The sequence below is a fragment of the Actinomyces qiguomingii genome (genome assembly GCF_004102025.1).
Lineage (GTDB): Bacteria > Actinomycetota > Actinomycetes > Actinomycetales > Actinomycetaceae > Actinomyces > Actinomyces qiguomingii.
In genome coordinates, this window is record NZ_CP025228.1 from 899,453 (window position 1) to 921,182 (window position 21,730).

Sequence of the window (21,730 nt, forward strand, 5' to 3'; positions counted from 1 at the left end):
GCCTGGGGTCGCGGCATTATTAGCAAGCAGCGGAATCACTGTAAGTACTGAGCGGTGCCGTCGACGGCCGCCGCTCCGGTCGGCGTTCGGATGGTCTCAACGGCCCTAACGAATCGTTCCCGCAAGGCCCTCCACCGCCGGCCCGACAACATCCCCGTCGGCCGGAGAACGTCCCTGGTTCGGCGAAGACGTTCTCATCAGCCCGATAATGCCCTTACCGGCCCGAAACCCGCCCGAATGTGGAGGGTTTGGGGAGGAAGAGGTCGTCTGCGGCAGATCGACACCCATCGAAGACGACTTCCCACACCCGAAAACGACTTCCCACACCCGAAAACGACCACCACACCGCAGCCCCGGCCCCAACCACCACACCATCAAACCGGAAGAGCCGGTTTACGACCTTGGGGGGCGTTTTACGACTACCCCGGGGTCGTAAAACGCCCCCCAAGGTCGTGGATCGCATCCAAAGGCCGTGCCCGCCTCAGACGGCGAGGAACGCCGACGGGCTGCCCGAGTCACAGCACGTCAAGCATGGTGGCGACGAAGGCGTCGTAGGAGTCGGCCGCGGACAGACGGGCGACCTTGGCGGGATCCACCAGCGCCCTGATCACGGCGTCGAATACATCCCCGAAGGCATCGCGGCTATCGGCGGACAGGCACAGCATCGCCACCAAGGTGACTGGGGTGCCATCCCAGTCGATGGGACGGTCGGCAAGGCACACGGCAATCGCAGTGCGTGCGGCGGTCATCTCGATTGTATGCGGGATCGCGGCGCCGGAGGCGAAGGCGGTGGTGGACAGCCGCTCGCGCTCCTTGACCTGATCCAGGAACTCCGGGCCGACGGCGTCAGCCCGGGCGAGCAGACCCGCCGCCATTTCCAGGGAGGCGTCGCGGTCCCGCCCTCCCGCGATGCGGGCGAACAACTCTGGCTCCATCACCGTGGTCAGCCATGCTGCGGCTTTGAACCACTTGTGGCCGGCGGCGATGTCAGCGGCCATCTCTCGAATCCGTTCCAGGTCGGCGTCCGTGAGCAGCAGTCCCGTACGCACAACTGGAACATCAGGTGCGTTAGGCAACGGGACCGTGGTAACAATCAGGTCGGCGGTCAGTTCGGGCCCGACGGCGTCGACCTCCGTGATCACCCGGTCCACCCTTCCGGTTCCCGCCAACGCGATTTCCACTGCATGCATTAGGGAGACATGGACGTCGTAGTAGCGGGGGACGACGATGGCGACGGCGACCTGATCGTCCTGCGCATGCATGGACAGTAGGCGACCCCCCACATGGAAGGCAAGGAAGCCGATCTCGTCCTCGCTGACCTCAATGCCGGTCTCCAACTGGATCTGTCGGGCAATGAACACGGCCAGTTCATGTACCAGGGGGTGGGTGTTCTTAACGGACTGCCCCACCGGGATGCGGGCGGAGTCGTGGTATGCGGCCCGCTGCACCAGGCTGCGCACATGCAGGGCCAGGAAGGCGATGAACCTGTCGTCCGCGAGGTCCACCAGATAGTTGGCGTTGAGCTTTGCGACGATCCGGGTAACCATATCCAAGTAATGCTCGTCAAGGAATGCCCGGACCTCTGGGCTGGAGGCCTCCTCTGGATATGTGGGGGCGGCCTTGGTCAGGAGCAGCAGCGCCAGATAGGCGACCTCCCGCTCCGGCACCTGCACGCCGAAGACTCGTGCCACGAGTTCACTCACCGCGTGAGACACCGGTGCGAGGGCGTCGCCGGGAGGCAGCTGCGAATCATGAACGGACCGACCCTGCCGCACCCGGTCGACCATGATGGCTATGTGGGCTACCAACTCGTCGGCCGTCCACTCGTTGATGGACAACTGAAAGTCATTCAGCACCCCCCGCAGTTGCTTCTTGAAGCCCAGCAACTCCGGCTCGTCAAGGCGGCGGGCGACTTCCTCGACGTCGATGAATTGGCGCCGGCGCACGGCGGCCCCGGTCAGCAGGCGCCGCATGAGACGGCGCTGGGCCGCCTCATCCCCCTCAAGCGAGAGTCGCTCGTGATCGCGGTTGAGGCGCAGACCGAATTGCGCCGCCAGCGGCCGGGCCTTACCCAGGTCGGCCTCGATAGTGGAATCGGAGACGTGTAACTTCTCCGCCAAGTCGAATACACTGACCGGCTTCAGCGCAGATACAAGTATTTGCAGGATACGAGTAAGCCGGGCCTCGGGACCGTCATCGCCTAACCCGGCTTCTGGCTGCGCCAGTCGGGCTCTGGCCAAGGCAGTCGCATCAAGGCGGTAGCCGGCGTGGGAGGAAGACACCACACGTCCGTACCGGTTGTTGGCTGCGGCCACGTAGTTCCGGATCGTGCGGGCCGATACGGCCAGCCGGGTGGCCAACTCGGAGGAGGACAGTGTGCGGTTCTCCTCCTGGAGGATCTGCAACAGATCCTCGAAACTCGTCATGGCTACTCACTCCGGGCGGCGATCCACTTCAGGATCGCCTCATGATCGACGGCGTCCAGATCCGTGGCGTCCACCTCCAGCAGGTCTCCGAGGCGGAAGGCGTCATAACCGCGCGTGGTGCAGCGACGGTAGAACTCCTCACGGGTCAGCAGCCCGGTGGCCGCGGTACGGTCCTTCAGCGTGTCGCCACGGTGATAGTGGTCGACGATATGACCCAAATGCCGTGAGGGATCCAAATCCCGCCGCTGCTGTCGTTCGAACAGCACTTCCAGGTCGGCTGTCAGCCGGATCGTCATCACGGTGGCCCGGTGTCGCTCGCACAGCGCCCGCAGCGTCGGTTCCTGCTTATCGCTGAAGGGGTAGTCTGACACCACCATGGCTGCGCTGTCATGGGCATGACCAAGGGCCGTGTCCAGATCAGAGAAGAACAGCCGCAGCGCCATGTCATCCAGTTCCCGTTTCTGAGCGGCGTCGTCGAAGCCGTACCGCTCCCAAAGCGCCTCTTTGACGACGTCGATCGATACCTGAGTGCAATTTGGGAAGCATGCCCTGATGCGTGAGCACAGGTGGGTCTTACCGGTGCCGGGCAGGCCGGCGAGCAATACGAGCACTGCGCCAGTCATGGCCATCGCCTTCCAGGTCGTGGACTCATTCGGGGCGGTGTCCCATGAACAACGCGATCTTGCGGGCGACGATGTCACCGACGACGTCGTTGCAGGGCACGATGTTGTTGCGCAGCGAGGCATTGACCTTGGTGGCCCCGAAGGTCTCCTGTGCCTTGCGGGTCCAGCCAACCAGCAGTTCCGTGCCGACATTGAACTTGCGGATGCCCCGGGCGGTCAGCGCAGGGTAGTCGGACTCGTCCACGCCGGTGCCGCCGTGCACCACCAGGGGCACGGCGACGGCGTCGTCGATACGGCCGAGCAGGTCCAGGTCGATCTTGGTTTTCGACTTGAACTGGCCATGGTTGGTGCCGATGCTGACGGCGAGCGCGTCGCAGTCGACTTCGCTGAGGAACTGCTGGGCCTCCTCCGGCTGGGTGTACCTGCCCTCCCGGTTGCGGATGCCCTCCTCCGTACCGCCGATGGTGCCGATCTCCGTCTCCACGGAGACCCCGTGCTCATGGGCGAAGGCGACCACGCGACGCGATTTGGCCACATTCTCGGTGAAGGGCAGCTGGGAGCCGTCGAACATTACTGAGGAGTATCCGGCCGTGACGGCGTCGCGGATATCGGTCAGGTCGGTGGCGTGGTCCAGGTGCAGGGCGACGTCGACGATCTCATCCTCGGCCATCGCCCGGCACACCGCCACCAGGTTCTTCATGCCCACATAGCGGGCGGTGCCGGGTGAGGTCTGGATAATGATCGGGGATCCCAGGTCGCGGGCGGCGCGGATCATTGCCGGGACCATTTCCAGGTTGTGGGCGTTGAAAGCGCCGACGGTGTACCCGACGCGCCGGGCCTCGGCGAGTATGGGGGTGATTGGCAGATACATGGCTGATGGGTCCTTTCAATACGGGGATTGAGGCCTATGCGGCCGACGACGCCGCTGCCGGCCTTCGGGTCGCGGCGCCCGGAGGGGTGGCATTTGGCGCAGTGGACGGTTAGAACTGTGAACGCATGACTCGTTTGGAAAGTGCGGTCAGGCCGTCGAGCTTGGCCGTCCATTCTTCAATTGCGGCGTCATCGCGCGCCTTGGCGGCTGCCTTTAGGCGGTCGTTGTACAGGGAGAGCAGGGCGCTGTAGGCCGGTCCGAACTGCTCGCGGATCGCCATGGAGGCCTCGTAGCTTTCGATGGCGGCGTCATAATCACCGAGTTGCTGGAGAAGGCCGCCGCGTTCGTTGAGTAGCCTGATGCGTTCCTCTGGATCGGTTAGTTCCTCCAGTTGAGCCGTGAGTGCCGAGGCACGTTCCCGTAGGGCCTCCTTGGTGGTGTGGTCCTGTGAGGCTTCGGGCTGGGCGACGGCGTCGGCGGCCTGGGCGGGCTGGTTCCCGCTCTGCTTGCGTCTTCTGTTGAATAGTCCCATGTCATGCCTCACAGCGCGTTCATGATGGGGCGGACGATGTAGGCGAACAGTAGGCCGGCGGTGATGGTGTCGACGTCGGTCGCGGACAGGTTGGGGAAGCCCAGGTTCATGAAGGTGGTTACCAGCAGCGCCGGAAGCAGTGTGATGAACAGGCCGTGCACTACACCTCCGATGATGGCGCCGCGACGCCCGCCCACAGTGTTGCCGAAGATGCCGGCGGTGCCGCCAGCGAAGAAGTTTGTGAGCATGCCGGGCACGATCACGGCGAAGCCGACGGCGGGCAGCGCCACCATGGCGATCAGGGTGCCGATCGTGGTGGTGATGAAGCCGATGACCACCGCGTTGGGTGCGTAGGGGAACAGCACCGGGCAGTCCAACGCGGGCTTGGAGTCGGGCACCAGTTTCATGGAGATGCCGCGGAAGGCGGGGACGATCTCTCCCAGCAGCAGCCTGACGCCGGCCATGAGGACGTAGACGCCGACGACGAACTGAATGGACTGCAAGAAGGCGTACATCATGTAGTTCATGGTGCCGACGTCCTCAGCCACCGGCTCGGGCCCGGCTACGGCCGCGACCACGAGGAATAACGGGATCATGACTACGGCCAGGGACATGTAGGTGTCTTGCAGGAACTCCAGCGAGCGGGGAAGCTTCAGATCCTCCGTGGAGGGCTGCTTGTCCACATTGCGCTTGCGTACCAGCCAGGCGACTCCGGCTTCGACCATGTAGCCGATGGTGCAGAAGTGCCCTAGTGCGATCGCGTCGTTGCCGGTTATGCGGCGCACGATGGGCTGCGCCAGGGCGGGCATGGCCACGCAGAAGAATCCGCCCACCAGGCTGGCGGCCAGAATCAGCCAGGCGCCACGAAGCCCGGCGGCGTGGCCGAAGACGACGGTCATGGTGGACATCCACAGCAGTGCCTGACCGGTGAGGAAGATGTACTTCCAGGGAGTGAAGCGAGCCAGCAGGATGTTGACGATGAAAATACCCAGGAAGGCCAGGGCGATCTGTCCGCCTAGTCCCAGGTTGTTGGTGGCGTAGCCGTTGACGGCCTCAATGCTGGGCACGATCCCGGTGGTGTGGAAGGCCGCCTGGAACATGACTCCGAAGTACGTCAGCGTGGTCACCAACACTGCTGATCCGGCCGAGAGCACGTAGAAGCCGAGAATGGTCTTGAACGTGCCGATCACTACTGCGCCCAGGCCCTTCTTTTGCAGGATCAGGCCGAGCATGGCGATCAGGCCGATAATGATCCCGGCCTGGGTGAGGACGTTGTTGATGATCCAGTTGATTACGCTCATGCTTGAGCCTCCTTCTCCTGGACGACCGGGAGGAGCTTGGCGGCGATCTCGGTCTTGTCTACGATGTTCTTGAGGAATACGAATGCGATGTCCGGGTCGAGCTCGTACTTCTCGATCGTCGGCTTGAAGTTCTCGGCGGAGACAATGATGTCCGCGCGCACGCCCGGTATTCCGGAAATGGCCTCGTGTCCCAGATTGGCGCGGATGCCGGCGGCGGCGAGGACCTCTTCCGCCTCCATTTGGCAGGCCAGGCTGCTGCCGAGTCCTGCTCCACAGATGAAGCAGATGTCAAGTGGTCTGGTCATGGGATACTCCTTCGTGTCTGGACCGGTTTTGGCGACTTCGGGGACTCGGGCTTCGGAGGGAGCCCGGCGGCTCATTCCTCCCGGCGGAGGATCCGTTGGAACTCCGCGACGGTGCCGGCGGCGACCAGGCGCTCCTGCAGGGGGCGGTCTCCCGCGATCGCCACGAATTCCTTGAGCGCCTGGATGTGGGAGTCGGCGTCGACGGCGGCCAGGCAGAACACGATGTCTACCGGGTCGTTCTCGGGATGGTTGAAGCTGATGGGATGTTTCAGGGTTAGAACACTCATTGCCTGTCGTTTCACCCCGGTGTCCGGGCGGGCGTGGGCGAGGACCAGGTGCGGGGATAGCACAATGTAGGGGCCGAAGCGGTCTACGGCTTCGATCATTGCCTTGACGTACTGGATGGTGATGGAGCCGTCGGCTAGGAGGGGTTCGGCGACGACGGCGATCGCCTGCTGCCAGGTGTCCACGTCCTTGTGAATGATGACGCGGTCGTCGGTGATCAGGTCGGTCAGTGCTGTACTCATGCCTTCGCTCCTCCGTAGGCATGAGTATCGGGGGAAGGCGTGTGAGCTATCCAACAGAAGTTCTTCCGCCTGCTGGGGGCATTGAGGAAACTTGGTGGGGTGGACTGAGCTCGGCGTTCCTGCCGCTTCGACCGGTCTCGGTGGTGACGACGACCGGTCTCGGTGGTTATTTCAGCCGGTCTCGGTGGGAGGGATCAGCGTAGGCGGCGGGTTACCCACTCAGTGCTCAGGCGCGCAATCTCCTGTGCGGCCGCGTCCCCCTCGGTCTGTACTTGGTGCAGACGGCTGCCCTCGGGCAGCAGGGGGAATGCCTCCGCGGCTGCGGAGGCCGTGTCTGGGAGCTCCTCGCTCAGGGCTCCATGCAGCATGAGGATGGGCCAGGGCAGATCGGCCATGGTCCTGTCGGGCGATTGGAGGGAGACGTCCGCGAGAGTCTCTTTGCTCAGCACATCCCATCTACGCGGGTTTGGGTTGTCATCGGGCAGACGGGTGAGTCCGTGCCGATCGAGCTCGTCGAGCTGCTCGGAGGAGAATACGTTCTCCCACAGGATCGACTGTGGACCGACCACGGCTCCGGCGACCACGGCGGTGCGCACCTGCGCGGGTCGGGCCAAAAGCGCTGCGGTGGCGCCGAAGCCGTTGGCGTGGATGGCCTGGCGGACATAGCCGCGGTTGGCGAGCCAGGCGGACACGGCCTGTAGGTCCTCGATCTCGCCCGCCAGGGTGATTACGTCGTCGTCGGATTCGCCCAGGCCGGAGAAGTCGAACTGGAGCGTGGCCAGACCTGCTCGGCGGTACTGCTCGGCGAGCTTGTCCAGACTGTGAGCCAGGCCATGACGGTCGGTGAGGAAATCGTGGGCGAGGATTACGATCCCCTCCTCACGCGTCGGGACGGCGTGACCAGAACCCACGGCTTCTTCATCGAAGGCGTCTGCGTCGAAGGGGGCGGCGCCGTCGGGCAAGTGCATCGTCGCGGCCAGATTCACGCCACGGGTGGTGTCGATGCGCAAGTTCGCCATGACTTCAAACTAGGTCACGGCCAGCCGCAAGTCACGGCGGTTGGCCCCGTGACCAGGGCAATTGCGCTGGCAGCGTGAAGGTGACGACCCGGTGTCAGCTGCGGTCTGGATAACCGACGCCAGGAGGCGGAGGTCTACGCGGTTGTCTTGTTGGATGTGGCTGACGGTGGTGGCCGATGGTGCAGGTGTGCCTGTAGCCAGCGGTTGAGGTGTCGTAGAGGATGCCCGCATGGGCGGGAGCAGGCCCGGCCGGGCCGCGAGCCTGGTTCATCGACTCATCGACCGGCATGTCCAAGCCGGCCGGGCCGGAGGCCGGGTCGGCGCCCACCCCATGGCCGGGGAGGGCGCCGACGGTGTCAGCGACGATACGGTCGCGGATGTTGACTTCCGTGTGTTGACTCAGTATGAGGACTGCTCGTCCTCGGCTGCTACGTCAGGTTGTGCGCCTTCGGCCTTGAGAGCCTCGAAGGCGGCATCAACGTCGCTGCCGGTGATCTGGGCCGGGGCGGAGGCCGCGGGAAGCGCGGAGTTGCCACCGGCCTTGAGAGCGGCCAGACGCGCCTCGGCCTCCAACTGCTGGTCCGCGGACTCCAACTCGGCGAACTGCGCCTCCAGGGACGCACCGGCGATCTCCATCTGCCCGGCGGCCTGCGCCTCGACTCGGCGCACCTGATCCTCGTAGCGGGACAGCTCGCTGGTGGGGTCCATGACATTGATCGAGCGAATGGCGCCCTGTACCTTCACCTGAGCCTCGGCGGTCTTCTGGCGGGCGATCAACTGGTCGCGCTTGGACTGCAGTTCGCCAAGCTTGGCCTCCATCTGCTGCAGGCCGAGCTTGAGCTGGTCGACGACCTGCTGCTGGGAGGCGATCATCGGCTCGGCCTGCTTGGCCTCGTTCTCCGCCGTGATCTGCTTGGTCAGCGCGATCTTGGCCAGAGAGTCCCACTTGTCGGCCCCGGCGGCGTCACCGCTGGCGCGCAGCTCATCGGCCTTGCGGGAGGCGGCCAGTGCCTTGTTGCCCCAGTCCTTGGCCTCGGCGACGTCAGCGTCGTGATCCTTCTCCGCCAGGCGCAGGTTGCCGATGGTCTGGGCTACGGCGTCGCGAGCCTCGGCGATGGAGGCCTTGTAATCGCGCACCAGCTGGTCGAGCATCTTCTCAGGGTCCTCGGCGCGGTCGATGAGGGCGTTGATATTGGCTCGGGTGAGCTGGGCGATGCGCCCCAGGATCGACTGCTTTTCAGCCATGTGCTTTCCCTTCGTCGTGTTCGTCCGGCGGTCGCCGGGCGAGTGTACCGGGACCATAATTCCAGGTAACGGCCAGTCTTTCGCATATAACGGTCAGTTTCGCCGACGACGATCCTCGGCGTCGGGGCGTGGGTGGCCAGCGCCGTGTGGTGGTGGCGACTCAGAAGCGGCCGCCTCCGCCGCCGAAACCGCCCCCGCGGCCCCCGCCGAAGCTGCCGCCTCCGCCGCCGAAACCGCCCCCGAAGCCGCCGCCTCGGGACCCGCCGAAGCCGCCGCCGCGGGACCCGCCGAAGCCGCCCCCGAAGCCGCCGCCGCGCGGCGGACGCGGGCCGCCGCCCCAGCCGCCGTAGTTGCGGCTACCGCCCAGCAGAATGCCGCCGAGCACGAGTGAGCCCAGGTCGATGCCTCCCTGTCCGGATGAGCCGCCCGAACCGGGGCCCCAGGAACCCGAGTTTCGGACATCCGCCTCCGCCAGGGCCTGCGCCTGCGCCACCAGGGACTCTCCGGAGGTCACCTCCGCCAGGGCCGCCGTCGGGTCGGTGTTCTGCAGAGAGGTGGCGGCCGCCGCATGCCGGGCGGCCTCGGCCAGGGCGGTGCGTGCGGGGGAGCCCACAGCGCCGCGGTAGCTGGTGATGTAGGAGGTCACCGCCGAGATCTGGGAATTGAGCCGGCCCAGGCGCGAGACCAGGGAGGCCCGGGCGCGCGAGTCGTTCTCCTCCTTCGCCCGCGCCGGTGCCAGGGCGGCGTCGAGTGCGGACTCGGCGCGCTCCAGGTGGTCCAGGGCGGCCAGCGGGTCGCCGTCAGGATTTGAGGCGGCGCGTCCCTCGGCCACGGCCGCCTCGGCGTCGGCCACCAGCGGCTGCAGCGATGCCGCGGGCACCTGCCCCGCCAGCCGTCGGGCGTCCACTAGATCGGAGGAGATGGAGACGATAGCCGCCTCCAGATCTGCCTGGGCCCGTTCCAGCCGCTCACGTACGCCACTGACCTGCCCGGCCAGATCGCCGGCCTGAGCGATCGAGGCCTGAGCGATGCGCACCTGCTCAACGGCCGTGGAGTGGTTGCCTGCCTCCACGCTGGAGCGGGCCTGGTCCAGGGCGGTCCGGCCCGCCTCCACCAGTTTGCGGGCGCGCGCGGGCGCCTCGGCGATGGAGCTGAGCGCCGTGGCGGGGTAGGTGGCGTGCAGGGTGACCAACAGCGTATCCGCCGCGGTGACGGCCTGCTCGGCCTCGTCGGCGCGCTGGGCGGTCTCCGCTATGGAACGGGGCAGGTTCTCCTCAATGCCGCGCCGCTCCTTGAACGCCTCCTCCTGGACCTGGATGACCGCGGTGGCCTCGTTGCAGCGCATCAGAATCTCCTGGCACAGCTGCCGCTGCTGGGACTCGTCGGCGGCCCCGTCCAACCGGCCGCGCAGCTCGAATGCCTGGGCGACATGCTCCTGGGCGGTGGTCAGCGCAGCGGTGAAGGCGTCGGTGGCGGACAGACCGAACTGGGCCTGCGCGTAAGAAAGTTCTTCGGCCGCCGAGCGCACGGCGTCGTCAGTGCTCACCAAGGTGGCGCCCGCGCGGGTGCGCAGCTGCTCCAGGGGCTCGGCAGGCTGGACGGCCTGGCCGGTGCCGGTGTTTCGCTTGCGGCTGCGGCTGTAGGCGATGGCGCCCACGGCGCCCACACCGACGACGGTCAGGCCCACCCCCAGGGCGGCGCCGGAGCCGCCCGAGCCGGAGCCGGTGGCGTCGGCAATGGCGGCCACGGCGCCGTCGTAGTTCCCACTGCGCAGGGCCTGCTGGATATCGCTGCGTACGGAGGCCATCTTGGAGTCGGACCAGACGGAGTCGTAGGTCGAGCCGCCGAAAGCGAAGGTGTTGGTGCCGTCGGCGGGCATGTTGATAACCAGCAGCAGGTCGGTGGTGTCGAACCCGGATGCCTCCCAGGCCTTGGCGGCGTATTGCTCGGCGGTCTGGGAGGCGTCGCGCATGGTGACGATCCACAGGCCAATGCCGTCCTCGGCCAGTTTGTCTACGGCCGCCTGGGCGAGGTCGGCGTTGAGCAGGCCCGCGTCGTCGTTGATGTGGCCGGCAATACGCGTCGATACTTCTGCCGGCACGATTGCGGCACTGGCGGTAGCTGTCAAGGAGGTCGCGGTGAAGGCGCCGGTCTCGGCGCCTGGCGCGGCACTCGCCGTCGGCACGGTTCCAGCGGCGGCTACGGCGCCGAGCAGCACGGCACCGATCGCGAAGCGGGCGATGCGCCGGGGCACGGGCAAGGACAACGCCGGTCCGTGAGCTCTGCAAGAACGGCAGGACCTGGCGTAGGCAGTGGGGCCCGTGGAGGTGGGGCCCGTGGACGGGCGGGCAAATGATCGCATCAGGGGTAATCGTCCCTGCATAGGAGGGGGACGGCAAGCGTTTTCGCCGCTGGCACGTAACTTCGACCGATCTCGGCGGTTATGTCGACAGGTCGCGGTGAGGGGTGGCCCGGGAGGGGTGGGGCCGTTGAGCGGCTCACAGCTGGTCCACCGGTCTTGCACTTGCGGCATGCGCCCCCATCAATAGTCCCCATGACCGAACCCAACCGTCCCGCCGATATGGCAACTGTTCTACACGCTGGCGGCCGCGCGGAGACGCTCATCACCGTGATCGAGCCCGAGCCGCAGGCGCCCCTGGGACGCCTGCGCGAGTGGCTGTCAGCCCAGAACCTCAGTGTGCGTATGGTGCGCCCCGAAGCCGGCGATCCACTACCGACTTTGAACGAGCTCGGCGATGGTCTGGTTGTGCTCGGCGGGCCTATGAGTGCCCATGATGAGGCTGGGCATCCCTGGATCACCCCGCTGCGCGATTTGCTGCGTGGTGTAGTGCAGACGCGACTGCCGGCTATCGCCATCTGCTTGGGCGCTCAAATTGCCGCCGAGGCCATCGGCGGAACCACTGCTGCCCCGTCACCGCACGGCACGGAGCGCGGCGTGGTGGAGTTGGAATTGACCCAGGCGGCGGGCACCGATCCGTTGTTCTCCGAGATCGTCGACGAATCCGTGCGCGCCGCCGTGCGTGCGGGCATCCCTACCCGCGACGGCACCCGCCTGCCGGTGCTTGTATCCCATGACGACGGCGTGGTTACCCTGCCGGAGTCGGCCACCCTGCTGGCCTCATCCGCGGGCGCGCCGGTACAGGCTTGGCGTGCCGGCAGGCTCCTGGCCCTCCAACACCACCCGGAATCCACGCCCGAGCGCCTGGAAATGGTGGAATCGCGTATCACCGCTTGGAAGATGGGGGCGGTCACCGATGAGGAGGAACTGAAAGCCCTCACCGATGATGAGCTTCCCCTCCAGGCGGTCGCCGCAGGGCGACGCGTGCGCGCGGACGCGGAGCGGGCCGAGCCTGTGGTCCAGGCCTTCGGCCGCGCGCTGGCACGGGTTTTCGCCCGACAGGCCCGCGCTTACAGGCTGCACAAAGTGTCGACGAACTTCTGAAGCGACGGCGGTCGGTTTTCCCTCAGCAGTATGGGAGTGGACCCCCTGGCTGCGGTTGGACCGCGGTCCAAGTACGAGGCCGGCAGTCGGCCGGGCTCACACCCAGGAGTTCAGCCACATGTGCCAGTGCCAGAACGTGTAGGGCACACTCTGGCCCGTCCAGATCGGCCACCACGCGAATGTGAATACGATAGCCGCTATCAACAGACCGATAATCAGGGCCAGACCTTCTGCGCGGATACGCCAGGACGGCACCCCGGTCCACTGTTCGGGAAGGTGCAACCGGTTGGGGCGGATGCCGAAACCGAAGTATGAAGCGACACGGCCGCGCGGGTAGCTGCGGCCCGGCCCGATTACCCCTTCGTCAAGCAGCCGTTCCTCCTGCTGCTCGCCGGCGGACCCGGGAACAGGTCGAAGCATTCCGGAGACGTACCCGAGTGCGAGTACCAGGATCAAGACCACACAGGGCACGAATGCGACCGTGTAGAAGGTGAAAATGGTTCGCTTGGAGTAAAGGAACCACGGCAGGTACAGACCGATGTACCCGATCAGCGGCACCCATACGCGCCAGTCGCGGTTGCGGATCGCGAGCACCACGAGGGCGAAGAGCAGCGCCACCAGCGCCGCCCACCAGATCGGAATATTGCCGATCGACGTGATCGCCTGGATACAGCGGTCCGAATCACAGTCGGTGCCGACCATGTCCTCCGTGCCCTGCCAGTAGAACGATGTTGGGCGCCACTGCACCAGCCAGCCGATCGGCTTGGACATGTATGGGTGCTCCGAATCCAGAGCGACGTGGAAGTCGTACATCGTCAGGTGATACTCAAGCAGGTCATTGAGTGAATCCGGCAGCCAGGAGCGTGCCACCGTGCCCGTCGCGTCCCGCTGCGCCGCCGCCCAACCATGCTTGAAAGCGCCCTCATGAGAGAACCAAGAACCCCAACCCGCGCTGAGATACACGATGAAGGCGACTGGAACCAGCCGAATGAAGTCACCAACTCCACGGGCGACCGCCCCCTCAAGGAACCAGGCACGCGCACCGACTCGGCGCAGCGCCAGTGTGTCCCAAACAACCACGAGAATCCCGACGGCGGCCAACAGGTAGGCGCCCGACCACTTCACCGAGCAGGCCAGTCCAATCGCGACCCCCGTCGCTATCAGCCAGGGACGCAGATGCGCCCGGGGCGCCAGGGGTGCGGGCGTCAAGGTATCGGTGGATGTACCGGCCATGTCTGCCGCCAAGCGAGCCCGGGACCACTCCCGATCGCGCACCAGGCAGTACAGTGCGACCGTAGCGAACAGGCTTATGAACCCGTCCAGCAGGCCGATCCTCGATTCGGTGATGCCGACCCCGTCTATCGCCAGCAGCAGGCCGGCCAGGCCGGCGAGCAGGGGTGAATGAGTCAGGCGCAGAGTCAAACGTGTCAGCACGACGACCGTCAAGATGCCCGCCAGGGCGGGCATGATCCGCCACCCGAAGGACGAATCTGCGCCGAACAGCTGCATCCCCAAGCCAATAAGCCACTTGCCCAGCTGTGGGTGCACAACATAGCTGGCCTCGGATGTCAGCGCCGAGAAGTCCCCCTGGGCGAAGAGCTCATCGGCGCCCTCGGACCAGACCGACTCGTATCCGTTGCGCCACAGCGCGTAGCCCTCTTTGACGTAATAGATCTCGTCGAACATGAGCTTATGCGGGTGGCTAAGACCCACCAGCCGTGTCAGTGCGGCGACGAGCCCGGCCACCGCCGTGACGATCCACCCATTGACCCGCATCGCTTTGGGCATTTCGGTTCCGAGAGGCTCCAGCCCCAGCTGAGCGCGCAGCTGATTCTCGGTGCGCGGCTGCGTGGTTTGGTTCGGCGCCCAGCAAGCCGATGGGTCGCAGTGTGCGGCATCCTCCGCGGCGGCCTCCTCGGGCGGGAGGCCTTGTCCGCGAGGGTCGTCGGGACAGGGGGATACGTCAGTACCGTCCGCAGATGCAGCACAGGGCGAAGTCACACTGGTGAGTCTAGGACGGACGTCATACTGGGGCTATGAATGAGAACATGACTGACGCCACGTCCGCAGCCGAAGTCGATCACACGCCGGCCACGGGTGGGGCGTCAGCGGGGCAGGCTGTGCCGCGTCCGGGTGCCATCACCCTGGCCGCGACCCCGATCGGGAACACCGCCGACGCCTCTGCCCGCCTGCGCGCGGCGCTGACACACGCAGACGTCATCGCGGCGGAGGACACTCGTCGCGTGTTCTCCCTGGCACGTCGCCTGGGATTGCAGGTCGGGGGGCGGGTGATGGCCTTCCACGAGCACAACGAGGCCGCCAGGGTTCCGGAGCTGCTCGCCCACGCCCGGGCGGGGGCCGCCGTTGTGGTCGTCTGCGACGCGGGCATGCCCGGTGTCTCCGACCCCGGCTACCGACTGGTGGCTGGCGCCGTCGACGAGGGCGTTCCCGTTACCGTTGCGCCCGGGCCTTCGGCTGTGCTCACCGCCCTGGTGCTGTCAGGTCTGGCCAGCGACCGCTTCACCTTTGAGGGGTTCCTTCCGCGCAAGGCCGGGGAGCGTCGCCGCGCCCTGGACATGCTTGCGGACGAGCCGCGCACCATGGTGTTTCTGGAATCACCCCGCCGTACCCATGAGACCCTGATGTCCATGGCGGAGGCCTTCGGGGCCGAGCGCCGCGCCGCACTGTGCCGGGAGCTGACCAAGATTCATGAACAGGTGCGGCGGGCGAGCCTGGGAGAACTGGCGCGGGAGACCGCCGCCGGCGTCCTGGGGGAGGTGGTGCTGGTGGTGGCCGGCGCGCCGCCACGCCTGGTCGACCTGGAAACGGTCGCCGCGCAGGCGCTGGCCCTCGCGGACACCGGCGTGCGGCTCAAGGCGGCCGCTGCCGAGGTGGCGCCGCAGGCGGGCGCGCGCCCGAACGAGGTGTATCGGGCTGCGCTCGCACTGCGCGCCGACCGCGGCGGCGCCTGAAGGATCAGGCGCCCTGCCCGCCATCCGGCGGGGGCAGTGGACGGTAGACCACCTGCTGCGGGGCCAGGCCGTAGCCGCCTTGCGGGGGCGCGCTCTGTTGCGGGCTCGACGCCGTCGTCGGCATCGCGGGGGCGGTGGGTTGGACCATCCCGTTAGGGCCGTATGCCGCATACGGTGCGGGGACATACCCGGGCGCTGATCCTGGACTTGCGTAGGGTGCCGGGACGCCCGGCGGCGGGGAGCCGAGCAGACGGCTCATGACGACGCGGGCGCGGCGGCGCCGACGCAGTGCCAGCCAGATCGCGCTTGCGGCGGTCGTGATCAAACCCAGCGCGCCGAAGAGGAAGGACGCCCTGAGCATTGCGTCTCCGCGTGTCCTCTCCGGGGACAGCAGCGCCCGATTGATGATGATCTTGTCATTGCCGTCACAGGAGACCGTGTAGCTGCCCGCCGTGGTGGAGCGGAATCCCAGCACCTGGGGATGTCCGTCACGCCGCTTGGCCCTGGAAGGATGCACGTCCAGCGTCTTGTCCGCGGGGTCAAAGACCTCGCAGGAGATACCGGTGTCGGACGAATACAGGCCGTACTCCGCGTCCTTGAGCAGCACCAGCACCACCGCGGTGCCGTCGTGTTTCACGGCGACGTCGTTCTGCGGGAGAACGGTCGGTGTGATCCGGAGCGCCGCGATGAACAGGCAGACGCCGACCGCAAGCGTCACCGCACCCGCGATCGTCATGACGAGCGGAACCTTCAGGGATGGAAGTCCGGCGGCGTCCTGGGCGTGAGGTGGTGTCGGTCCGCCGGGGGCCGATACGGGCTGATTCCACATTGTCATTGCATACCTGCTGTCGATTGCCAACTTCCCATCAGGGATGAGTGCGCGGCCACCTGGACTTCTCGCATCTCAGGCGACCGGCGGATAGCCGGGGCCGTATCCGTTCGTCTGCTGTGCGCGCCCGCCCGGAGGCGCTGCGGCCAAGGCGCGCCGCGCCTTGGCGTTGTTCGAGTTGCGCACCACCAGCCAGATGATTCCGATGACCGTGAGGGGAACGCCTACGATGAACAGGCCTGTGACCGCGAAGATGCCGAATATGCCTCGGGCTACTGTCTGCCCATCGACAAGACGTCCGAGGTACACTCCCTCGCCGATCGGGGTGGTGGTGCAGGTGATGGTGTGCTCACCGGAAGTTTTCACGGTGATCTCGCCGAACATGCGATGATCATTGAAGGTGATCGTCGCTTCCGGTGGGATGACGTCAATATCTGTTCCATCCGGCCCCACCACCTGGCACTGCGAGCCGCCATTTCCGTACAGGCCGTAGACCTGCGCGGAGTTGAGGTTCAACGTGGTAGAACCGGTGGCATCAATCGGATGGAAGTTATCTGTGACGCGGGCCGCGGAAGTGACCAGCAGCATCAGGACCGCCACCGCCGCCACGCATAGCCCCGCCCCGAACAGCAGCAGAATCAGCGGCCCCTTGATCCCCTTGGGCGTGGGCGGGGGCATGGACCCGTAGGGTGCGGTGGCGTAGGGGGAGCTCGGATACGGCGGATAGGCCATCTGGATCCTTTCGGCGTGGTAGGGCTTAGGCCCGCATGGTCCACGATACGTGCCCTATAGCCTGGAAGTCGCCTATCGGAACCGGAGCCCAAGGCCGCTCCCGAGCGCCGGAGCGGATAGGCTGCCCCCTATGAGCCGCATCCTCTCCGCCGTCGCCTGGCCCTACGCCAACGGTCCCCGCCACATCGGACACGTCGCCGGCTTCGGCGTCCCCTCCGACGTCTTCTCCCGCTACATGCGCATGGCCGGGCACGAGGTCCTGATGGTCTCCGGAACCGACGAGCACGGCACCCCCATCCTGGTGGCCGCCGATGAGGAGGGCGTCAGCCCCCGCGAGCTGGCCGACCGCAACAACCGGCTCATCGTCGAGGACCTGGTGGCCCTGGGACTGTCCTACGACCTGTTCACCCGCACCACCGCCGGCAACCACTACCGGGTGGTGCAAGACATGTTCGTCACCGTGCGCGACAACGGCTACATGACCCAGCAGGTGACCCGCTCCGCCATCTCCCCCTCCACCGGCCGCACCCTGCCCGACCGCTACATCGAGGGCACCTGCCCGATCTGCGGCTCCGCTGGCGCCCGTGGCGACCAGTGCGACAACTGCGGCAACCAACTCGACCCCACCGACCTGATCGACCCCCGCTCCCGCATCAACGGGGAGACGCCTGAATTCGTCGAATCCGCCCACTGGTTCCTGGACCTGCCCGCCCTGGCCGATGCGCTGGGTGCCTGGCTGGACGAGCGGGAGGCCTCCGGCGCGTGGCGGCCCAACGTCATCCGCTTCTCCAAGAACATCCTGGCCGAGATCCGCCCGCGCGCCATGACCCGCGACATCGACTGGGGCATCCCCATCCCCGGCTGGGAGGACCAGCCCAGCAAGCGCCTGTATGTGTGGTTCGACGCCGTCATCGGTTACCTGTCCGCCTCCATCGAGTGGGCCCGCCGCACCGGCGACCCCGATGCCTGGCGCCAGTGGTGGAACGACCCGCAGGCCCTGTCCTACTACTTCATGGGCAAGGACAACATCGTCTTCCACTCCCAGATCTGGCCCGCCGAGCTGCTCGGTTACAACGGCCAGGGCGATCGCGGCGGCGAAAGCGGTGATATGGGCGTGCTGGATCTACCTACCGAGGTCGTCTCCAGCGAGTTCCTGACCATGGAGGGCCGCAAGTTCTCCTCCTCCCACGGCATCGTCATCTATGTGCGTGACTTCCTGTCCCGCTACCAGGCCGACGCCCTGCGCTACTTCATCTGCGCCGCCGGCCCGGAGACCGCCGACGCAGACTTCACCTGGGCGGAGTTCGTACGCCGCACCAACGGCGAACTGGTGGCCGGCTGGGGAAACCTGGTCAACCGCACCGCCGCCATGATTCACAAGCGCTTCGGTGCCATCCCCGCCCCCGACGAGCTGCAGGACGTGGACCGGGAACTCCTGGACGCCGTCGCCGCGGGCTTCGAAACGGTCGGTGACCTGATCCGCCACCACCGGCAGAAGGCGGCGCTCGCGGAGGCCATGCGGCTGGTGGGGGAGGCCAACAAGTACATCGCCGACACCCAGCCCTTCAAACTCAAGGGGGAGGAGGGCAGCCCCGCCCACCGGCGCCTGGCCACCGTGCTGCACACGCTCGCCCAGGTCGTGTCCGACCTGAACCTCATGCTCTCCCCGTTCCTGCCGCACGCCGCCAACGACGTCGACCGCGTCATGGGCGGGAACGGCACCCTCGCCCCCATGCCCCGCATCGAGGAGGTGGACGAGCTAGACCCGCAGGTGCTGCCCGAGGACTTCGCCGGACGGACCGGCTACCCGATCATCACCGGTGACTACACCGGCGTGCCCACATGGGAGCGTCACGCCGTGGTGGTCGGCACCCCGATCGCCAAGCCCAGGCCCGTCTTCGTCAAGCTCGATGAGGGCATCGTGGAGGAGGAACTGGCCCGCTACGCCGGCTCCCAGCCCGACGACGTCACCGGCGCCTGAGCCGTAAGCATCGTTAGCAAGCACCGTGAGTAAGCACCGTGACCGCTCCTGGCCGCCCGCCGACGCCGTCGCACCCCTAGCGGGGCCCGTCACCGACAACCACACCCACCTGCCCGTTCCTGGGGAGGCGCCCACCGGACCCGGCTCCGACGCGCCGCTGGACGCCGCCGAACTGGTCACCCGGGCGGCCGCCGTCGGCGTCACCGGCATCATCACCTCCGCCTGCGAAACCACCGCCTGGGCGCCCAGCCTCGCCCTGGCCCGCGAGCTTCCCGCAGTGCGGGTCGCCCTGGCCATTCACCCCAATGAGGCGGTCGCCCACGCCGGGGTGCGCGAGATCGGCCCCGACGGCCTGGAGCCCAGACACCAGCCCCACCACGACGAGCCCCTGGATGAGGCCATGAGCCGCCTGGAGGCGCTAGTGCGCGAGCACCGGGACGTCGTCGTCGCCGTCGGGGAGACCGGCATGGATCTGTTCCGCACCGGCCCGCGCGGCGCCGCCGTTCAGCGTGAGGCCTTCCGCGACCACATCGCCTTGGCGAAGGAGCTGGACCTGCCGCTGCAGATCCACGACCGCGACGCCCATGCCGAATGCGTAGAGGTTTTGGAGGCCGACGGCGCCCCCGAACGAACCGTCTTCCACTGCTTCAGCGGGGGTGGGGCGCTGGCGCAGGCCTGCGCCGCGCACGGCTGGTACGCATCCGTCGCGGGCCCGATCACATACCCGGCCAATGAGGAGCTGCGCTCCGCGCTGGCGGCTGTCCCCGACGAGCTGCTGCTGGTGGAGACCGACGCCCCCTACCTGCCTCCGGGGCGTTGGCGCGGCCGCCCCAACGGCTCCTACCTGATGCCCGACATCGTCCGTTTTCTAGCTCAACAGCGGGGTTTGGGGGAGGCTGAGACGTGTGGATTGCTCGCTCGCAACACCGAGCGGGTCTACGGCACATGGTTGTGAAATGTGCCAGGACATGTTGCTTAGGTGACGAGTAGTCGGTTAGCGTGTCCGGAAGTCGTCTACCGATAGGAAGATTCCCCGTGGGTCGTCACTCCCAGAGCAGTTCCTTGAGTACAACGCTGGTTGAGCTCGGGGCGCTCGCCTCGAAGAGCATCGCCAGTACTTCCTCCGCCGCACACGGGCGTCGTCGAGCCGATGGCCCGGCGAAGACCTCGATCTCCCCGGCCATGTACCGGGCGGGAGGCGTGGCTGCCACCCTGTCTCTGGCGGTCTCCGGCGGCGCCTACGCCGCTACGCAGTTTGGCGAAACCGACATAGCGCCCCTGACCGAGTCCCAGGCGCGTCTGGAGGCCATCTCGGCCTCCGGCAGGGACACCACCGACGCCGTGGTTGTGGGTGGTGATGTGGCTGAGGTGTTGTCGGTTTCTGAGGATGTGACCGATGCGTTTGAGCGGGTGGAGCGGCAGACCGATGCGTTGGCCGAGGGTGAGACCGAGGTTGAGACTGAGGGTGTTGATGGGGTTACTCGGGTGGTTTACCGGGTGATCAGTGTGGATGGTCGGGAGACTGCGCGTGAGGTGGTTTCTCGGGTGGTGGTTAGTGAGCGGGTTGATGAGGTGGTGCTGGTTGGTACTGGTGCCGGTTCTGGGTCCGGTTCCTCGGGCGGTTCCGGTTCGGGGGATGCGGGTGATTCCGGAACCTCCACCACCACGACAACCACAACCGCCTCCGGCGACGGCACCACTCCCTCCTCTGCCCAGGCCATCGCCAAAGCGATGATGTCCTCCTACGGTTGGGACGACTCCCAGTTCACGTGCCTGGTGAATCTGTGGAACCGCGAGTCCGGTTGGAACTACCTGGCTCAGAATCCGTCCTCCGGCGCCTACGGCATCCCGCAGGCCCTGCCCGGCTCCAAGATGAGCTCGGTGGCTTCCGACTGGGCCACCAACCCCACCACCCAGATCACCTGGGGTCTGGGCTACATTTCCGGACGTTATGGCACGCCTTGCTCGGCCTGGGCCCACTCGGAGTCCACCGGCTGGTACTGAGCGTCGTCGCCCGCAGCCATATCGACCGAACTCGAGCGTTACTTCGACCGAACTCGGTGAGAAAGGACCCCATGACTCCCATTAACGACCTGCTCAAACCCGGAATGCTCCGTGCTGGAGGTGCCGCCGCGGTCCTGGCGCTGTCGGTATCGGGCGGGGCCTATGCCGGCGTGCAGGCCGCCGCTCCGGGTGGGGACGCCGAAAGACTCCCGGAGACCGCGGTGGTGGCCTCGGCCGCATCCGCCAACGGTGCCGCGAGCGAGACCACGGACCTGGTTGTGGGTGGTGATGTGGCTGAGGTGTTGTCGGTTTCTGAGGATGTGACCGATGCGTTTGAGCGGGTGGAGCGGCAGACCGATGCGTTGGCCGAGGGTGAGACCGAGGTTGAGACTGAGGGTGTTGATGGGGTTACGCGGGTGGTTTACCGGGTGATCAGTGTGGATGGTCGGGAGACTGCGCGTGAGGTGGTTTCTCGGGTGGTGGTTAGTGAGCGGGTTGATGAGGTGGTGCTGGTTGGTACTGGTGCCGGTTCTGGTTCCGGTTCCTCGGGCGGTTCCGGTTCGGGGGATGCGGGTGATTCCGGAACCTCCACCACCGAGAATACGGGCAGCGAAACCCCCTCCTCCGGTGCCTCCGCCGCGGACGACTCGGTTTGGGCCGCCCTGGCCCAGTGCGAGTCCGGTGGCAACCCGGCCACCAACACCGGTAACGGCTTCTACGGCATGTACCAGTTCTCCCTGCCCACCTGGCAGGCCATGGGAGGCACCGGCTACCCGCATGAGGCCGACGCCGCCACCCAAACCGCCATGGCCAAGAAGCTGCAGGCCCAGGCGGGCTGGGGGCAGTGGCCGCACTGCGCCGCCCAGCTCGGCCTGCTCTGAAAGCTGTAAGGAGCCGCCC

19 protein-coding genes are annotated in these 21,730 nt (G+C 66.6%); 6 read left to right on the top strand and 13 right to left on the bottom strand.

Features of this window, described 5'->3' with window-relative positions:
* Positions 1 to 515: 515 nt before the first annotated feature.
* The 10 genes from CWT10_RS03670 to CWT10_RS03715 form a co-directional block, all read right to left on the bottom strand.
* Positions 516 to 2,426, bottom strand: a complete 1,911-nt coding sequence (locus CWT10_RS03670; RefSeq protein ID WP_103061870.1) for a BglG family transcription antiterminator — start codon at positions 2,424 to 2,426, stop codon at positions 516 to 518.
* 2 nt (positions 2,427 to 2,428) lie between these two features.
* Positions 2,429 to 3,049 carry a P-loop nucleotide/nucleoside kinase family protein gene (locus tag CWT10_RS03675; protein ID WP_158247581.1) on the bottom strand — a complete coding sequence of 207 codons (621 nt, stop codon included), beginning with the start codon at positions 3,047 to 3,049 and terminating at the stop codon, positions 2,429 to 2,431.
* Between the two features lie 25 nt (positions 3,050 to 3,074).
* On the bottom strand, positions 3,075 to 3,920 hold the full coding sequence (locus tag CWT10_RS03680) for a class II fructose-bisphosphate aldolase (protein ID WP_103061872.1): 846 nt from the start codon (positions 3,918 to 3,920) through the stop codon (positions 3,075 to 3,077).
* Between the two features lie 109 nt (positions 3,921 to 4,029).
* On the bottom strand, positions 4,030 to 4,464 hold the full coding sequence (locus tag CWT10_RS03685) for a hypothetical protein (RefSeq protein ID WP_103061873.1): 435 nt from the start codon (positions 4,462 to 4,464) through the stop codon (positions 4,030 to 4,032).
* The gene (locus tag CWT10_RS03690) at positions 4,461 to 5,753 is read right to left on the bottom strand and encodes a PTS sugar transporter subunit IIC (protein WP_103061874.1); all 1,293 of its coding nucleotides are present in this window, start codon (positions 5,751 to 5,753) and stop codon (positions 4,461 to 4,463) included. The genes CWT10_RS03685 and CWT10_RS03690 overlap by 4 nt, the downstream gene beginning before the upstream one ends.
* Positions 5,750 to 6,058, bottom strand: a complete 309-nt coding sequence (locus tag CWT10_RS03695) for a PTS sugar transporter subunit IIB (RefSeq protein ID WP_103061875.1) — start codon at positions 6,056 to 6,058, stop codon at positions 5,750 to 5,752. Before CWT10_RS03695 ends, CWT10_RS03690 begins: the two co-directional genes overlap by 4 nt.
* Before the next feature lie 71 nt (positions 6,059 to 6,129).
* Positions 6,130 to 6,585, bottom strand: coding sequence for a PTS sugar transporter subunit IIA (locus CWT10_RS03700; protein ID WP_103061876.1), 456 nt, complete (start codon positions 6,583 to 6,585; stop codon positions 6,130 to 6,132).
* A 194-nt stretch (positions 6,586 to 6,779) separates the two neighbouring features.
* The gene (locus CWT10_RS03705) at positions 6,780 to 7,604 is read right to left on the bottom strand and encodes an alpha/beta hydrolase family protein (protein WP_103061877.1); all 825 of its coding nucleotides are present in this window, start codon (positions 7,602 to 7,604) and stop codon (positions 6,780 to 6,782) included.
* A gap of 399 nt (positions 7,605 to 8,003) precedes the next feature.
* A complete protein-coding gene (locus tag CWT10_RS03710) occupies positions 8,004 to 8,849 on the bottom strand; it encodes a PspA/IM30 family protein (protein WP_103061878.1) in 846 nt (281 codons plus the stop codon).
* Positions 8,850 to 9,009: 160 nt separating this feature from the next.
* Entirely contained in the window at positions 9,010 to 11,103 is a 2,094-nt protein-coding gene (locus tag CWT10_RS03715) for a TPM domain-containing protein (RefSeq protein WP_244936776.1), read from the bottom strand.
* A gap of 300 nt (positions 11,104 to 11,403) precedes the next feature.
* Between CWT10_RS03715 and CWT10_RS03720 the strand changes: the two genes are divergently transcribed.
* On the top strand, positions 11,404 to 12,312 hold the full coding sequence (locus CWT10_RS03720; RefSeq protein WP_103062633.1) for a type 1 glutamine amidotransferase: 909 nt from the start codon (positions 11,404 to 11,406) through the stop codon (positions 12,310 to 12,312).
* A 96-nt stretch (positions 12,313 to 12,408) separates the two neighbouring features.
* Here CWT10_RS03720 and CWT10_RS03725 read toward each other — a convergent pair whose 3' ends face one another.
* The gene (locus CWT10_RS03725) at positions 12,409 to 14,100 is read right to left on the bottom strand and encodes a dolichyl-phosphate-mannose--protein mannosyltransferase (protein WP_103062634.1); all 1,692 of its coding nucleotides are present in this window, start codon (positions 14,098 to 14,100) and stop codon (positions 12,409 to 12,411) included.
* A 260-nt stretch (positions 14,101 to 14,360) separates the two neighbouring features.
* On the opposite strand from CWT10_RS03725, the gene rsmI reads away from it, so the two are divergent.
* Positions 14,361 to 15,284, top strand: coding sequence for a 16S rRNA (cytidine(1402)-2'-O)-methyltransferase (gene rsmI / locus CWT10_RS03730; protein ID WP_174721931.1), 924 nt, complete (start codon positions 14,361 to 14,363; stop codon positions 15,282 to 15,284).
* A 4-nt stretch (positions 15,285 to 15,288) separates the two neighbouring features.
* On the opposite strand, the gene CWT10_RS03735 is transcribed toward rsmI, so the two are convergent.
* Together CWT10_RS03735 and CWT10_RS03740 are read right to left on the bottom strand one after the other, a co-directional pair.
* The gene (locus CWT10_RS03735) at positions 15,289 to 16,113 is read right to left on the bottom strand and encodes a hypothetical protein (RefSeq protein ID WP_128683276.1); all 825 of its coding nucleotides are present in this window, start codon (positions 16,111 to 16,113) and stop codon (positions 15,289 to 15,291) included.
* Between the two features lie 75 nt (positions 16,114 to 16,188).
* The gene (locus tag CWT10_RS03740) at positions 16,189 to 16,845 is read right to left on the bottom strand and encodes a hypothetical protein (RefSeq protein ID WP_103062637.1); all 657 of its coding nucleotides are present in this window, start codon (positions 16,843 to 16,845) and stop codon (positions 16,189 to 16,191) included.
* Positions 16,846 to 16,975: 130 nt separating this feature from the next.
* On the opposite strand from CWT10_RS03740, the gene metG reads away from it, so the two are divergent.
* The 4 genes from metG (at position 16,976) to CWT10_RS17625 (ending at position 21,711) form a co-directional block, all read left to right on the top strand.
* Complete coding sequence (gene metG / locus CWT10_RS03745) at positions 16,976 to 18,826, top strand: methionine--tRNA ligase (RefSeq protein ID WP_103062638.1); 1,851 nt, start codon at positions 16,976 to 16,978, stop codon at positions 18,824 to 18,826.
* Positions 18,827 to 18,851: 25 nt separating this feature from the next.
* The gene (locus CWT10_RS03750; protein ID WP_103062639.1) at positions 18,852 to 19,781 is read left to right on the top strand and encodes a TatD family hydrolase; all 930 of its coding nucleotides are present in this window, start codon (positions 18,852 to 18,854) and stop codon (positions 19,779 to 19,781) included.
* A gap of 80 nt (positions 19,782 to 19,861) precedes the next feature.
* Positions 19,862 to 20,830 carry an aggregation-promoting factor C-terminal-like domain-containing protein gene (locus CWT10_RS03755; RefSeq protein WP_103062640.1) on the top strand — a complete coding sequence of 323 codons (969 nt, stop codon included), beginning with the start codon at positions 19,862 to 19,864 and terminating at the stop codon, positions 20,828 to 20,830.
* A gap of 71 nt (positions 20,831 to 20,901) precedes the next feature.
* Positions 20,902 to 21,711 carry a resuscitation-promoting factor gene (locus CWT10_RS17625; protein WP_128683277.1) on the top strand — a complete coding sequence of 270 codons (810 nt, stop codon included), beginning with the start codon at positions 20,902 to 20,904 and terminating at the stop codon, positions 21,709 to 21,711.
* The last annotated feature ends 19 nt before the right edge of the window (positions 21,712 to 21,730 follow it).